Origin of the sequence: Polyangium sp. y55x31, from assembly GCF_029946505.1 — a bacterium.
Taxonomy (GTDB): Bacteria; Myxococcota_A; Polyangia; order Polyangiales; family Polyangiaceae; genus Polyangium.
Genome location: NZ_JARZHG010000011.1, coordinates 154,799 through 169,633, shown reverse-complemented (window position 1 = coordinate 169,633; position 14,835 = coordinate 154,799). Strand labels below are relative to the sequence as shown.

Sequence of the window (14,835 nt, the reverse complement as noted above, 5' to 3'; positions counted from 1 at the left end):
GCGCATGACGGCCCCGCGCGGCCTTCGCATCTGGTGCGAGATGGTCACGCACGCCGAGATCGCGGCGCCCGCCGTGCTCGCCGCCCTCGCCGAGCGGAAGATCGGCCTCATCGTCGCGGCGCAGCCGGGCCCACGCGCCGACCTCGTGCGGCTCGCCCAGGCCGCCAGGGACGCAGGGCTCCCGTTCGCCGTCTGGCCGATGCTCGCGGACGCGGCCGGGCGCTGGGCGAGCGTGGACAACGCGGCCCGCTTCGCCGCATACGTCCGCGCGCTCGTCGACGAGCTCGACGCGGCCGGTGCCCTGCCCGAGGAAATCGCCCTCGACCTCGAACCGCCGATCGACCGGCTCCGCCGCCTCCTCGGGCTCGATCCGCCCGCGAGGAGCGCGCCGCATCAGGAGGACGGCGCGGCGATCCTCGGCGCCCTCGTGCAGGACCTCCGCGCGCGTGTCCCGACGCCGATCCGTGTCTCGGCCGCCGTCATTCCGCTCGTTCTTTTTGACGACCAAACATTGGGATTCGAACGATGGCTCGGCACGCCGGTCGGTTCGATCGCCTGCGACCACGCGAGCGTGATGGTCTACACGACGCTGATCGAAGGGTATTCGCGCGGCATTTTGACCCGCAACGATGTCCGGCCCCTGCTCGCGTCCTCGTGCCGCCTCGCCGCGGCGCGCTTCGGGGCGCGGGCGGGCGTGTCGCTCGGCGCGGTGGGCAAGGGCGCGCTCGGCGACGAGGCCACGTATCGCTCGGCCGCGGAGCTCGCCGACGACGTGGCCATCGCGCGCGCGGCGGGCCTCGAAGATCTCACGCTCTTCGACCTCGGCGGCGTGCTCGGGCGGCCGCCCTGGGAGGCGTGGCTCGACGCGTTCGCCTGCACCGAGCCGGCGCCGCGTTTGCCCGAAGCGACGTGGAAGAGCCGCGCGACGGAAAAGCTCGGCCGCGGGGCGTCGCGTTTGCTCGGCGTGGTCGGTTCCTTGCGCCCGACGCGCGGGTGAGGGCACGATCCCGCGTCCCGATGTCGAAGCCCAGGATCGTACAAGCCGGTAGCCCCGTCCTCCGCGCCGCCGCCGCGCCCGTCGCGAGGGAGCAGATCAAGAGCCGGGACACGCGCCTGCTCGTGAAGAAAATGGTCGAGACGATGCGCCAGGCGCCCGGCGTGGGCCTCGCCGCCCCGCAGATCGGCGTGGGCCTGCAGGTGATCGTGCTCGAGGACGATAACGCCCGCATGGCGCGCCTCACGAAAGAGCAACGCGAAGAGCGCGGCCGCGCCCCGTTCCCGCTGACCGTCATCTTCAACCCGGAGATCCGCGTGATCGGCGAGGAGACGGCGACGTACTTCGAGGGCTGCTTGTCCGTCGCGGGCTACATGGCGCTCGTCGAGCGGCATTTCGCGGTGGAGGTGACGGGCCTCGACGAAAAAGGCGAGCCGCTGCGCTGGGAGGCGAGGGGCTGGCCCGCGCGGATCCTGCAGCACGAGGTGGATCACCTGCGCGGCGTGCTCTACGTCGATCGCATGATCTCGCGAACGCTCTCGTGCAACGACGAGATGGGGGCGCGCTGGCTGGAGGCGCCCGTCGCGGAGGTGAAGAAGGTTTTTGGGGTGGAGTGAGGGAGGGCGCGCGTTCCGCGGGCAGAGCCGAGGCACGCGCGCCCGGCCTCGATCACTGCGCGGAGTAGGTCTTGAGCGTGATGCCCGAGGACGCCGAGTAGCCGTAGAGCTTGATGTAGTAGGTGCCGCTCTGCGGCGGGATGAACTCGCAGACCTCGCTGTTGCCCGTGAGGTACGGGCGGCAGGAGTAGCTCGACGTCGTGGGCGCGCTGCCGAAGCGCACGTAGAGATCGGCGTCGCCCGTGCCGCCGGAGATCTCGATCTTGAGCGCCTTGGAGCCGGCCGGCGTCTGCTGCGTGTACTGCGTGCTCCACTTCTTCGAGCCGACCGAGACGTTGCTCACCGTGCTGAGCAGCGAGTACGACGGAGGCGCGGCCACGCCGACCGCGGTCCACGCATCACCGACCGACGTGGCCGCCGCCGCGCCGTAGAGCTCGTTCGCAGCGGCCACCGTGCAGGCGCGGGCGTCGGCGAACTTGGCGTTCGGGCCGAGGCAGGACGTGTTGGCCTTGTAGAAGATCGCCGCGCCCTTCTGGATGCTCTCGACGGCGTTCGACGCGAGCGGAGCGACGACGTTGCTCGTCTTGCCGCGCGGGTGCGAGCCGCCGACGACCGCGAGGTAGAACGCGAGGTTCGCGATGCCCGAGTTCCAGTGCACGCCGCCGTTGTCCGACGTGCCCGTGTAGCGCGTCGGGTAGTAGTCGTAATCGCCCGCGGTCGCCGGATCGTTCATGTAGCGGAGCGCGTCGCCCGCCGTGCCCGGCGTCCAGCACTCCTCGCCGATCTTCCAGGTGTTCGCCGAGACCGCGCCGTCGCGGTAGGCCTCGATCGAGGCGCCGAAGATGTCGGAGAAGGCCTCGTTCAGCGCGCCGGACTCGTTCTGGTAGACGAGGCCCGAGGCGTACTCCGTGACCGCGTGCGTGAGCTCGTGGCCCACGACGTCGAGCACCGTGAGCGCCGAGGAGTCGGTGCCGTTGCCGTCGCCGTACACCATCTGCGTGCCGTCCCAGTAGGCGTTCACGTAGTTGGTGCTGTAGTGGACGCTCGACGTGAGGGTCGCGCCCGAGCCGTTGAAGCTGTCGCGGCCGAAGTTGTTGAAGTAGAAGTCGTACGTGATGCCGGCGTTGTCGTGCGCCGCGTTGAGGACGGCGTCGGCGACGGCCGCCTGGCCCTCGGAGCGCACGAGCGTGCCAGGCAGCGTCGTCTTGTTGGCCGCCGTGTACGTCTTGCGGTTCCGCGCGGTCTGGAGGTTGTCGTAGCTATTGACGACCTCGCCCGTGCGGGCGTCGACGAAGATCACGGGCAGCGAGGGCGAGCCGTCGTGGTTCGTCGCCTCGAGCTGGATCCGGTGCGTCGCCACCGCGCCGAGCTGCTTGCGCGCGAGGATCTGCATGTCCGCCTTGCGCGTCCGCGAGACCACGCCGTCCACGGCGCCGTAGGCGATCTTGATCGCCTCGGCCTCGGAGATCGTGGCCGGCTCGACGCGCAGGTTGCGCTCGAGGTAATCGTGCACCTGCTTCACGCCGCCGCGCGTGTCGAGCTCGACCACGGCCTGGGCGCCGAAGACCGGGAGCCCGTCGATCGACTGGGCGACGCGCGTGACGGCCTCGCCGCTCTCGTCGATGTGCACGCGCTCGACGTTGAGGTCCCCCGCGCCGCGCGCGATCTCGCGCTCGGCGACCTTCTCGATGCCGATGTCGCCGGCGAGCTTCATCGCCTGCTCGTCGCGATTGGCAAAAACGTCCTGCGAAGCGGCCTGATTGCCTTCGTCCTGGCCGTCGACGGCGCAGGCGGCGAGGAGGAACGTCAGAGGAGCGAGCGTGACAAGGCGACGATTACGCATGGGCTGACACCTCGAGAAAAAAAAGGTCGGAGCGGACGGATCCGGGGGCCCGGAGATTGGCGACCTTCCGTTTTTTCTCGATTGGTGTCAATGCCGATCTGCGTCACAGCCGAAAATAGTCCGTAATGGGTAAAATCCATTACGAATCAATGCAACAGCGTTGCATCTGCTAAATCCGTCGGAATCGTGCATCCAAACTGGAACGTCCGGGTGCACTCTGGAGTGACCAGGGGTGCGCTATGGAACGACCACGGTGTCATTCGTCAGGAGCGGCAAATTCTCGCGTAGATCGCCGCCTTTCACCACGGCCGAGAACGCGAACGGGATCCGCCGTTCGCCATGCGCGTCCTTGCGCACGATGACGATCTCGTTCGGCGCGGCAAACCGCGTGAATCCACCGGCGAGCGCGATCGCCTGCAGCACCGTGACTTGCCCCGTCGGCGTGAACTCGCCCGGACGCGTGACCTCGCCGAGCACGTAAATGCGATAGCTGTGGAGCTCGGCGACCTCGACGGACACGACCAGCGGCTCCGTGTAGAATTGCTGGCCCTTCTCGGTGATCTCCTTGCCGATCTGCTCGACGGTCTTGCCGCCGCAGACGATGTCGCCGACGAGCGGGAGCGTCACGAATCCGTCGGGGCGCACCGTGACCCTGCGGCTCAATTGATCGTTGTGCCATACGCGCACCTCGAGCACGTCCCCGGCGCCGACGGTGTACGTCCGCATCACGCGCAGCTCCGTCGTGTAATCGTAGTTCGGACGCGCGCCGCCGCAGCTCGCCGAGGCCCAAAGCCCCAGAAGGAGCAGGCATCCCCGCACGAATCGTCCTTTCACGCCCCGGGCGATTCTCTTCTTTTGGTGCACATCCATGGCATTCCTCCGACGAGCAGGTTCACCCATGGCAAAGGGTGATCCCGAATGCTCGGAGGGCCGACCCCTGCTACGAAAGAGGCCACGCGCGCCGCGGAGAGTCATCTGGAACGCGCGCCTTCGGGGGACATGGCCTCGATCATCGTGTGCGTGCTCTGCGCGCTCGTCGTCTTGAAGCCCCAGGAGTTCGTGCCGGCCCTCGCCGGGCTGCCGCTCCTCTACATCGTCTTCGCGCTCTTCACCGTGGCATTCGCCGCGGACGTCCTGCGCGGTCGCGCCCGGGTCGATTTACCGCCGCACGCACCCTTCGTGCTCGCGTTTTTCCTGTGGGGAGCGATCGTCACGCTCGTGCGCAGGCCCGCGGTCCTGCAAAAAGAGGGAATCGATCTCGCCATCGTCCTCTGCATCTTCGGCGTGATCGCGCTCGGCCTCGGCACGACGAAGGGGCTCCGGCGGTTCTGCTGGACGCTGCTCGTTTGCATGATGTTCGCCACGACGGTCGCGCTCGTGCAGTCACAAAGCCCTTATGGCTGCATGATCGCAGAAAAAGGCGACTGGGAGGGCAAAGGCGAGCTCGAGTACGACGGGCGCGGCTGCGAGACCGCGCTCGATTGCCGCAAGGACGGCCTGCCGGACGTGAATTACCGTTGCGAGCGGGTCGGGCCGTTCGGCACGGCCACGATCGGAGGACGCGTACGTTATCGCGGCACGCTCGCCGACCCGAACGAGCTCTCGCTCGCCGCCGTGATGGCCTTGCCCTTCGCGCTCGCGTTCGCCGAACGAAAACGTTCGTCCCGTGATCCGAACCAGAAGCCGAGCGCCGCGTCCTTGAGGCTTCCGATCCTGCTCACAGACGGCCTCCTCTCCAGCGTCGGCTCGATCTTCCGCGTCGTCCCGGCGCTCGCCGTCGCCCTCGCATTCGCCGTGATGATCGTCCTTTCCCAGTCGCGCATGGGCGTCCTCGTTTTCCTCGTCGTGATGGGCCTCGCATTCATCCGGCGCGCGGGGATCTTCGGCGTCGTCATTGGTTGCATCGCGTTTCCGCCCGTGCTCCTGCTCGGCGGTCGGAGCGGGGCGGAAGCCGAGGCGTCCGCGGACGAACGGCTCGATCTCGTGGCCGAGGCGCTCACGATGATCCGGCGATCGAAGGGGATCGGCTTCGGCGTCGGCCAGTTCGCCGACGAATCGACGCGCGGCCTCACGGCGCACAACAGCTATCTGCTCGCCGCGGCGGAGACGGGGATCATCGGGGCTTGCCTCTTTTCGCTCGTGCTCTATGGCGCGATCAAGGTGCCCGTGAAATTGTGGTTCGGCTCGTACGACGTGGACGCAGAGCTGCGTCGCCTCGCGCCGGCGATCGCGATCTCGCTCGTCGGGGCGTACGTCGGGATCTTTTTCCTGTCGTGGTCGTACAAGGAGTTTCTTTACATGCTGCTCGGCGCCTCGGCGGCGCTCTACCAGGCCGCGCGCGCCGAGGACCCGCGGTTCTCGGTGCGTATCGACCTGCGCGAAGCCGCAACCGTCTGCGCGGCTTGCCTCTTGCTCTTCCCGATCGTGTGGATCGTGCTGCACGTGATTGGCTGAATTGCACGTTCTCGACAAACAAGGTGAGCGGGGAGGCGCCGAGCATGTTCATTGCCCGAAGCCTCCTCGGGCCCGAGCGCGGAGGGAGCAGATGGTCCGCCTGAGCACCGAGAGCACACCGCGCGAGCGACTCGCGCGGATCGTCGTCCTCATGAAACGAACGCGCAGGTATGCGCGGAGCACGATCGCCATCGCCGCGGCGCTCGTCCTCGCTTCGCTCTTGCTCGCACTCTCCACGAAGCGCATTTACCGGAGCGAGACGACCGTCGTGTACCGCGAGGTCGTCCGGGCGGGCAGGGAAGGCGAGAGCGCGGCGCAACGCGCGGCGCGGCTCGGCCCACGATTGAAGGAGATCGTCCTCGCGCGCGGCACGCTCTCCTCGATCATCCAGGAATTCGATCTTTATCCCGAGCTCGCGGAAAAATCGATGCTCGAGGCCGTGGCGGAGATGCAGAAAAACGTCTCCTTCCGCGCACGCACCCAGGACACGTTCGCGCTGTCGTTCTCCCACCACGATCCGGCCACGGCGCAGGCCGTCACGAGGCGGCTCGCCGAGGTGATGATCGAGGACTACAGCAAAGACAACCTCACGACGGCCGCGCTGAACCACGACGTTTTGCGCCGCGAGCTCGACGAGGCCAATCACACGGTCGAGGACGCGAGCCGGGCGCTCGCGCGTTTCCTCGCCAAACATCCGCAATTCACCTGGGGCATCAACGACTCGCCCTACGCCCCGACAGCGCCGCAACCGGGCGCGGCGGCCCCGCTCGCGCAGCCGAATCCCGTGAATCGCGCGCCCCAGGCGAGCCGGGAACGAGCGCCCGCGGATCCGGTGCTCGCGCGGCTGCTCCAGCGCCTCGCGCAAATCGACGCCGAGCTCGCCGGCCCGGGGAAGCCGGGCGCGCCGCCGCCGCTGCCGGTGAACGTGAGCGACGCGCAGAAGCAAAGGGACGCGGCCGCAGCGGCGCTCGTCGCGGCGGAGGCGGATCTCGCGACGAAATTGCAGAAGGTCACGCCCGTTCACCCGGACGCGATCTCCGCGCAATCGAAGGTTTCGCGGGCGCGGGCCGCGCTCGCCACGGCGGAAAAGACGCTCGATCTCTTGCGCACGGGCGGAGCCCCGCCGCCGCCGGTCGAGGGCGACGGAATCGAGCCGGGCCGCCGCGCGGCGCTGGAAGAGGAGCGTCGCTCGATCGCCGCGCAAATCTCGGCGCGGAGGACGGTCGGTCCGCGCGCGAGGTCCACGAACACGAGTCCGTCGCCGAACACCGGATCGACGACGGGCACGAGCCTGGGGACGCAGGCGGCCGCCGAGGTGCCGAATGATCCCGAAATCGTGGAGCTCGAGACCGAGTGGCACAAGCTGCGGCTCGATCTGGAGCGGGCGCGGGAGAATTTCCGCAAGGTGCAGGAGAAGGAGCGCGGCGCGAGCCTGACCGCGACGGTCGCGGAAGAGGAGGCGGAGGCGGCGCTCGTCGTGGTGGATCCAGCCTATCTGCCGGTGAAGCCGGATCGCGGTCGTGGCCGCGTGTTCTTCGCAGGCTCGTTCGTCGCGCTGTTCCTCGCGCTCGGTTATGCGGGCACGCGCGTGCTTCTGTGCGAGACGATCCTCGACGAAGGGGACGTCGAGGCGCTCGGCGAGCCGCCGCTGCTCGTGTCGGTGCCGCACATCCCGGAGCCGAAGACGAGCACGGCGCTGACCACACGGGATTCGTGGGGATCGCCGCCGCCATCGTCTCGAAAACCCGAGGACACGGGGCCAAAGAGCCGGCCGCCGGACAGCGGCTCGATTGAAGTTCGAATGGAGGAGGCGGACGCGCCGCGCTCCGACGAACCCTGCGTCATGCCACTCGGCGCGCCGCCGTCCGCCCCGGAGGTCGAGGAGGAACCTCTCCCGCCCAAGCGGATCCGCATGGAGACGCTGCCCTACGGCGCGACGCTCGCGGATTACCTCGCGAAGGCGAAGAGCGCAGAGCCGCCGCCATCCGAGGAGCCGCCCGCCGAGGAGCCGCCCGTCGAGCCCATCGCGGACGACTTCGCCGAGGAGCCGCCGGCAGACGACGAGCCAAACGCGATCTTGCTGCGGGATCCGAACGCAGGCTCGATGATGCTCGCGCCGGAGGTCGAGGTCGTGGGGATGCCCTTCGACCCCGAAAACGAAGGCGCGCTCGAGCTGATTCGCGGCGCGCCTCCCGCGGTGCTCGGCGCGCTCCGCGTGCTCCGGCACAGGCTCGAGCAAAAGCGCGGCGAGGATCCGCTCGTGGTGAGCGTGCTGAGCCCGGGAATCAGCGAGGGGAAGAGCGCAGTCGCTGCGCGGCTCGCCATGACCCTGGCCGAGGCCGAGCGCGCGCGTGTCGTGCTGGTCGAGGGCAACCTCGGTCGGCCGCGCCTCGCCTCGATGCTGGGCCTGCACGTGCCCGAAGAAATGGGCTTCTCGGCGCAACTCCGGCGGCACATGAGCGGCCGCTGGGAGCCATGGAGCGTGCTTCGTATCGGCGCCTCGCTGTACGTGCTCGCCGAGCCGGCGACAGAGGCAGCGTTCCCGACGGCGCTGCATTCGACGTGGTTCGAGGGCGCCGTGCGCGCGCTGAAGGAGAGCTACGACTACGTGGTCATCGACGGCTGCGCCGTACTCGGCTCGGGCGACGCGAACGTGCTGGAAGACGTGAGCGACGTGTGCGTCCTGATCGCTCGCGCAGGAATGACGAAAGGCAGCGAGCTCTCGCGCGCAGCGAAGCAGCTCGGCGACCGGCGCATGTTCGGAGTCGTGCTGAACGACCTGCTTCCAGAGGGTCGAGCGCCGAAGGGGAGGGCGAGCGCATGAAGGTGGAGGCCGCGCAGAGAGCCGTGGCAGGGCGAATCGCGCCATGGACCGAGAAGCTCGCGCCATGGATGGGAAGCTGGGCCGAGGCGCGGCTCGTCCGCGGCGTCGAGCGGCTGGTCTTCGGCGAGATCACGCGGCCAAAGCACGTGCTCGTGGCCATCTGCGATCACTTCGAGCCACTCTGGACCGGCGACGCAAAGGCCCCAGGCGCAGCCCCCCTCTCACGCGGTCTCACACGGGTAGCGACGTGGCGGCGCGGATACCCCGCACTCGCCGCATCCTTCCGCGATTCGAACGGCAGGCCCCCGCGGCACACATTCTTTTACCCAGGCGACCAGTACGATCCAGCACTCCTCGAGCCCATCGCAGAGCTCGTAGCGATGGGCCTCGGCGAGGTAGAGGTGCACCTGCACCACGACCGAGACACACGGAGCACCCTGCGAGAAAAATTCGAGGGGACCCTCGCATCCCTCGGTCGCCACGGCCTCGTGCCGCGGGTACGAGGCGAAGATCGATGGGCATTCATCCACGGCAACTGGTGCCTGGCAAATTCGCGCGCCGACGGCGCCCATTGCGGCGTGGACGACGAGCTAGACCTGCTGCACGAGCTCGGCTGTTACGCCGACTTCACATTCCCCTCAGCGCCAGACCGGACGCAGCCGCGAATCGTGAACAGCATCTATTATCCATCCGGCGACATGAAGCGCCGTCGAGCACACGAGCGCGGGCGGCCAGCAAGCGTAGGCGACGGGCGCATGGAGCGAGTGCTCTGCATGCAGGGGCCACTCGCACTCTCACTCCGGCAAGGCCCAGGGCTGCCGCTCCGAATCGACGCAGGCGCACTGACAGCGCGGGACCCAGCAACGCTGTCGCGACTCGAGAGCTGGATCGACCAAGGCGTGTCCGTACGAGGCAAACCCGAATGGGTCTTCGTAAAGCTCTCGACCCACGGCGCCCCCGAGCGCGAAGCAGACAGCCTGCTCGGCGCCCCACAACGCCGCTTCCACGAGGCCCTGGCCTGGCTAGGAAAGCGAGAAGGCTTCCGGGTGCATTACGTAACCGCACGGGAAATGTACAACATCGCCCGCGCCGCCATGGATGGCCGCCTCGGCGACCCGTTCGAATTCCACGACTACGAAATTCCGCCAGCAGCACGCGCCTGTCAGGCCTGAGTGTGCTCGGCGGCGTCGCGCCGGGGCGCTGCCCCGGGCCCCGCGGGGGCTATCCGCCCCTCGACCCGGACCAGCGCAAGCGCTGGACCATTTGGGGAAGAACTGCGCATCGCGCAGTTCATCGACCCCGAGTCCAGCGCTTGCGCTGGTCCGGGGTGCAGGGGGCGGACAGCCCCCTGCTGGGGTGCGGGGCAACGCCCCGCGACGTATGTTCAGATATCGATGAGGCCGGCACGAACGGCGAGGCGGGTCAGGTCGGCGACGCTGTGGGTTGCGACCTTTGCGCAGAGGCGTGCGCGATGTGTCTCGACTGTTTTTACGCTGATGGCGAGGTGCGCGGCGACTTCCTTCGCGCTGCTGCCCATCGCGAGTAGGCGTAAGACCTGGCGCTCGCGCTCGCTGAGTGAGGCGAGAACGTCTCCGCGGGCGGCGTCGCGGCGCTGGAGTGCGCGCACCATGGCTGCGCTCACGTCGGGAGAGACGGCGGTGCGACCTTTGGCTACGGTTCGTATCGCGTCGATGAGCTCCTTCATGCGGCAGCGCTTCGACAGGTAGCCGTCGGCGCCGGCGCGCATCGCTTCGCCTACGCGGAACTCGTCGCGGAAGGTGGAGAGCACGAGCACGCGCGTCTCGCCGAACGACTTGAGCTGCCGGATGAGCTCGGTCCCGCAACGGTCTGCGAGTGACAGCTCGATCACGACGACGTCGAAGGGCTGCCGGTTCTTCTGTGAGAGCGCGTCACGTGCGCTCTCTGCCTCCACGACGAGCGTGACATCGGGCTCGTCCCGCAGGGCCTTGGCCAGCGATTCCCGTACGACATTCTGATCATCGACCAGCAAGAGCTTCATGGTTTTCCCCCTCGCCCCCACCATTACCGTGAGAACCCCCTCGAAATGAACCCGCTTTTGGGGTCGGGTTTGCCCCGTCAGGGGGGAAAAACCCCTATCCGAGCGTGACGGAACGCCCGGACGAACCACCGGGCAAACCCTTTTCCCTGTACGCATGCACCGGTTTCACCTGTACACATGCGCCGCCTTTGCGACGACGAGCGACATCACGTTCCGCCTCCGCTGCGCTGCCCGCCCGAACATCCGCTCCGGCTGCCGCTGGCCTCCGTTCCCCCTGACATCTCCCGGCGAGCTGCTAATGCAGGGGGCGAGCGCCCCATGCAGAGCGGCATCCGGCACATCGCGGAGGAGCTCCGCTCTGACTCCGCGTTCCTCCGTCGGCTGATGGTGAAGGCCGTGATGCACGGCCCTGAAGCGCTGCTCCGCTACGGCCCGCTGCTCTTTGGCCCCGCCTTCGCCGCAGGCCTCCACGAGAAGCGCGCATGCGTGCGCCGGAACCTGCGCCGCGTGCTCGGTCCGCGCCCCGCACACGAAGAGCTCGTCGACGTCGCGGCCGTCTTCACGAACTACGCGAGCTGCATGACCGAGGCGATGCTGCTCGGAACGCCGCGCGGTCGGGAGCTCGGGCTGCTCTCGAACGCCATCGGCGTCGCGAACTACGAGGCTTGCGCCGCCGAGGGGAAGGGGATCGTCATCGCCACCGCGCACCTCGGCGGCTGGGAAGTCGCAGGCCCGATGCTGAGCCGGGTGCACGCCAAGAACGTGGTCGTCGTGATGGCCCGCGAACGCGACGAGCGAGCCCGCGCGATGCAGGACGAGCTGCGTGAGCGCTCGGGCGTCAAGGTCGTGCACATCGGCGAGTCAGCGCTCGACGCGCTGCCGCTGCTCCGTCACCTCCAGCAAGACGACGTCGTGGCGATGCAGATCGACCGCGTCCCCCCCGGAATGCGCGCACGCACGGTCGCTCTCTGCGGCGAGCCCTTCCAGGTGCCCGAAGGCCCGCTGACGATCGCCGCACTGAGCGGAGCCCCCATCATGCCCGTCTTCACGCGAAGGCTCGGCTTCATGCACTACGAGGCCCACGTCCTCCCGCCGATCCACGTCCCACGTCGCCCCGCGCCGAGCGACCTCGACGCAGCAGCGCAGCGCCTGATGGACGATCTCGGCGCGTTCCTGCGCGACAACCCCACGCAGTGGTTTCACTTCGTGTGAGCTACAGCGGGCCTTCCGTGAGGCCGTGGACGAACTGGCGGACGTACGGATCGTCGCTCGTCTTCGCCTCCTCCGTCGTGCCGTCGAACACGAGCCGGCCGCGGTAGAGCATGCCGACCCGATCGGTCACGGTGAGCAGTCGATCGAGATCACTCGACACCATCACGACCGTCGCTCCCGCCGCCCGCTGCTCGTCGCGGAGCAACTCGAAGATGCGCTGCGACGTCACGGGATCGAGGCCCGCCGCGGGCTCGTCGTAGAGCACGATCTCCGCCTTCGTGATCGTCGCCCGCGCCACGCCCACGCGCTTCTTCTGCCCGCCCGAGAGCCCTGCCGGCAGACGATCTTCGAAGCCGGGCAGCGAGACTACGCGCAGCCGCTCCGCGACCCGCTCGGCGATCTCGTCCTCGGTCAGATCGAAGAGCCGGCGCAGCGGGAACGCGATGTTCTCGCCCACGGTCATGTAGTCGAAGAGCGCGTTGTTCTGGAACAACATGCCGAAGCGCAGCCGGAACTTCTGCAGCTCCAGATCGCTCATCTGGTGCACGTCCTGCCCCTCGACGAGGATGCGCCCCGCGTCGGGCCGGTAGAGGCCCGTGATGAGCTTGAGCAAGACGCTCTTGCCCGACGCGCCGGGGCCGATGAGGCCGTACAGGCAGCCGCGCGGGATGGAGAGGTTCACGCCGCGCAGCACGGTCCGCGCGCCGAAGCTCTTCGTGATGTCTTCGATGCGGATGAGCGGCTCGGTCATGGGACGGCCGCAGAGGGCTAGTTCGCGGCGAACGTCGTGTTGGTGACGTCGAGGCGCGGGTGCGCCGGGAAGGACAAAGCGCGCACCTGACCGGCGACGCAGGAGTTGATGCCCGGGTTCGAAGGCTTCGTCGTGACCGTCACGCCGACCGCGCGGCCATTCTGGATCGCCGCGCAGATGCTCACCTCGGTCGAGGAGGGCACGCTGCACGCGTTGAGGTAATTGCCGCGGTTCAACACGTTGCCGAACGAGCCCGCGCTGAGATCGGGGGGCGCGTCCTTGCTGTAGTCCTCGATGTACTTGGAGCGCGCGCCCTCGCAGCTCATGCCGCCGCCGAGCACGGGGTACTTGCCGCCGCCGCCGCCGCCCACGGCACCGCCGCCCGCGGGGCCGGACTTGCCAGCGCCGAGCCCGGCGTCGACCTCGACCGCGACGACGCTGTCGCCCTGGACCTCTTTGGTTTCCTTCTTGCTGCCGCGCACGCTGAGCAGCCAGCCCGCGAAGCCTGCGCCGAGCACGCCGATCACGGCGAGGCCGATGAGCGCCTTGTACTGCGTGCCCTTGCGCTCGGCGACGACGACGGCCTCGAGGTTCTTCTTCTCCTGCTTGATGTCGCGGTTCAGCTTCGCCTGCTCGGCGTACGGGGCGAACTGCTCCCAGTCCTTGATGAACCTCTCCTCGTTGAGGATGGAGTCACGCAGGGGGTTGTCGCCGGTGAAGTTGCCCGTGGCGATCTGCTGCAGGACCTCGACCGCGCTGAACGGGCCGTGATCCATGCCGTCCTTGATGACGACATAACGGGGACGAGGATCGGACTCGAGCGCGGCCTTGAGGTCGGCGAGGCGCTGGGTGGGATCGTTGGCGTTGCGGACCTGAGGCGCCTGGACGACGGCGATGGGGAAGGGGCCATCGTGTGCGGGCGCGGCGGGGCGCGCGGGCGCGACGACGGGGGCGCCGGGGATGTTCGGGGCCCTCGGCGCGGCGGGGATCGCGACGCCGCCGGTCGCGGTGGCCGGAGGAATGAGCGACATCGCGACGTCGACGTCGACGCCGTCGTCGAGGCCTGCATCCGTGGGCGGCGGCGCGACGGAGGCGCCGGGCGCGACGTTGTGGAGGGCTTGCGCGAGCGCACCGAGGTCGGCGGGGCGGTGCTTCGCGTCGGCGACGAGGGCCTTGCCGAGGATCATCTCGAGCGAAGCGGGCAGGTCGGGCACGACGTCCGTGGGCCGCTTCATGCCCGGACCGACGCTGCCGCCGGTGAGCATCTCGTAGAGGATGGAGCCGATGCTGAAGACGGTCGCGCGAGCGTCGCCGGGCGTGCCTTTGCGGCACTCGGGCGCGATGCAGGCGCGATCGGCCGGCAGCGCGGGGAGCGCCTCGGCCTTGTCCTCGAGCAGGCTGACGGCGGAGCCCGTGTAGAGGATGGCGGAGGGATGAACGAAGAGCGCTTTGCCCTCGCGATGCAGCTCCCCGATCTCGGTGCAGAGCGGCACGAGGACGGAGAGCGACTCTTTCAGATCGAAGGTCCGTCCGGAGGCTCGACGCGCCTCCATCTCGGCTCGGAGCGTACCGGGCGTGATGGACATCGGCGCCACCTTAACGCCGAAGGCCAGCGGCACTCAACATGAGCAGGAGGTGGTGAGGACGGTGAAGACGATCCGAGGGAAAATCGCGCGCGACGAGGAGGGTGGTCGCGGAAGTTTCCAGTCAGCTCAGGAGAGCTGGGAGGGGGGCGTCTTGTTGGAGCGCTCTTCCTCGATGAGGATCGTGAAGACGAGCCCGGCGCCGATGATGGGCAGGAGCCAGATGAGCTGGGACTGAAGGATCTTCTGCTTGCGCTCGAAGAGGCGGCTCTTCCAGACGCGAACCGTGAGCCAGGTCTGGAAAGCCGCGAGAGCGAGGAGAAGGGCGCCGAGGATGCCGTCGAAGAGGTCCATTGAGGTCGAGGGAACCTAGCCAGTCGGTCTGGGCTTTCAAGGAGGGGGGCGGGCGATTTCGGGAGCGAGGGCGCGGACGGAGGCGGGCCAGAGGCCGGATCGCCCTTCCAGCCGTCGCAACGCACCCGGCTCCGGATCCCGGATGATTCCTCCGCCGCGCAACGCTCGCGGATCGGAGGCCCG

Annotated in this window: 12 protein-coding genes; 6 read left to right on the top strand and 6 right to left on the bottom strand. The window is 68.5% G+C overall.

The window, feature by feature from the left end; genetic code table 11:
* Nucleotides 1-4: 4 nt before the first annotated feature.
* On the top strand, nucleotides 5-997 hold the full coding sequence (locus QHF84_RS21060; RefSeq protein WP_281315137.1) for a hypothetical protein: 993 nt from the start codon (nucleotides 5-7) through the stop codon (nucleotides 995-997).
* 20 nt (nucleotides 998-1,017) lie between these two features.
* The gene (gene def / locus QHF84_RS21055; protein WP_281315136.1) at nucleotides 1,018-1,611 is read left to right on the top strand and encodes a peptide deformylase; all 594 of its coding nucleotides are present in this window, start codon (nucleotides 1,018-1,020) and stop codon (nucleotides 1,609-1,611) included.
* Between the two features lie 52 nt (nucleotides 1,612-1,663).
* Here the strand turns inward: def and QHF84_RS21050 are convergent, their stop codons facing one another.
* Nucleotides 1,664-3,454, bottom strand: a complete 1,791-nt coding sequence (locus QHF84_RS21050) for a M4 family metallopeptidase (RefSeq protein ID WP_281315135.1) — start codon at nucleotides 3,452-3,454, stop codon at nucleotides 1,664-1,666.
* Between the two features lie 237 nt (nucleotides 3,455-3,691).
* Entirely contained in the window at nucleotides 3,692-4,324 is a 633-nt protein-coding gene (locus QHF84_RS21045; RefSeq protein ID WP_281315134.1) for a polysaccharide biosynthesis/export family protein, read from the bottom strand.
* A gap of 129 nt (nucleotides 4,325-4,453) precedes the next feature.
* Here QHF84_RS21045 and QHF84_RS21040 point away from each other — a divergent pair, with 129 nt between their 5' ends.
* The 3 genes from QHF84_RS21040 to QHF84_RS21030 all read left to right on the top strand — a co-directional run bounded on the left by QHF84_RS21040 (nucleotide 4,454) and on the right by QHF84_RS21030 (nucleotide 9,904).
* Nucleotides 4,454-5,908, top strand: coding sequence for an O-antigen ligase family protein (locus QHF84_RS21040; protein WP_281315133.1), 1,455 nt, complete (start codon nucleotides 4,454-4,456; stop codon nucleotides 5,906-5,908).
* 91 nt (nucleotides 5,909-5,999) lie between these two features.
* Complete coding sequence (locus QHF84_RS21035; protein WP_281315132.1) at nucleotides 6,000-8,732, top strand: hypothetical protein; 2,733 nt, start codon at nucleotides 6,000-6,002, stop codon at nucleotides 8,730-8,732.
* Nucleotides 8,733-9,112: 380 nt separating this feature from the next.
* Entirely contained in the window at nucleotides 9,113-9,904 is a 792-nt protein-coding gene (locus QHF84_RS21030; protein ID WP_281315131.1) for a hypothetical protein, read from the top strand.
* Nucleotides 9,905-10,116: 212 nt separating this feature from the next.
* Here the strand turns inward: QHF84_RS21030 and QHF84_RS21025 are convergent, their stop codons facing one another.
* Complete coding sequence (locus QHF84_RS21025) at nucleotides 10,117-10,752, bottom strand: response regulator transcription factor (RefSeq protein WP_136934646.1); 636 nt, start codon at nucleotides 10,750-10,752, stop codon at nucleotides 10,117-10,119.
* Between the two features lie 318 nt (nucleotides 10,753-11,070).
* Here QHF84_RS21025 and QHF84_RS21020 point away from each other — a divergent pair, with 318 nt between their 5' ends.
* Nucleotides 11,071-11,964 carry a lysophospholipid acyltransferase family protein gene (locus tag QHF84_RS21020; protein WP_281315130.1) on the top strand — a complete coding sequence of 298 codons (894 nt, stop codon included), beginning with the start codon at nucleotides 11,071-11,073 and terminating at the stop codon, nucleotides 11,962-11,964.
* 1 nt (nucleotide 11,965) lies between these two features.
* On the opposite strand, the gene QHF84_RS21015 is transcribed toward QHF84_RS21020, so the two are convergent.
* The 3 genes from QHF84_RS21015 to QHF84_RS21005 form a co-directional block, all read right to left on the bottom strand.
* Nucleotides 11,966-12,715 (bottom strand): ATP-binding cassette domain-containing protein, encoded by a 750-nt coding sequence (locus tag QHF84_RS21015; RefSeq protein ID WP_281315129.1) that lies wholly within the window; start codon nucleotides 12,713-12,715, stop codon nucleotides 11,966-11,968.
* A gap of 17 nt (nucleotides 12,716-12,732) precedes the next feature.
* Complete coding sequence (locus QHF84_RS21010) at nucleotides 12,733-14,301, bottom strand: hypothetical protein (protein ID WP_281315128.1); 1,569 nt, start codon at nucleotides 14,299-14,301, stop codon at nucleotides 12,733-12,735.
* Nucleotides 14,302-14,427: 126 nt separating this feature from the next.
* On the bottom strand, nucleotides 14,428-14,652 hold the full coding sequence (locus QHF84_RS21005) for a hypothetical protein (protein WP_281315127.1): 225 nt from the start codon (nucleotides 14,650-14,652) through the stop codon (nucleotides 14,428-14,430).
* Nucleotides 14,653-14,835: the final 183 nt, after the last annotated feature.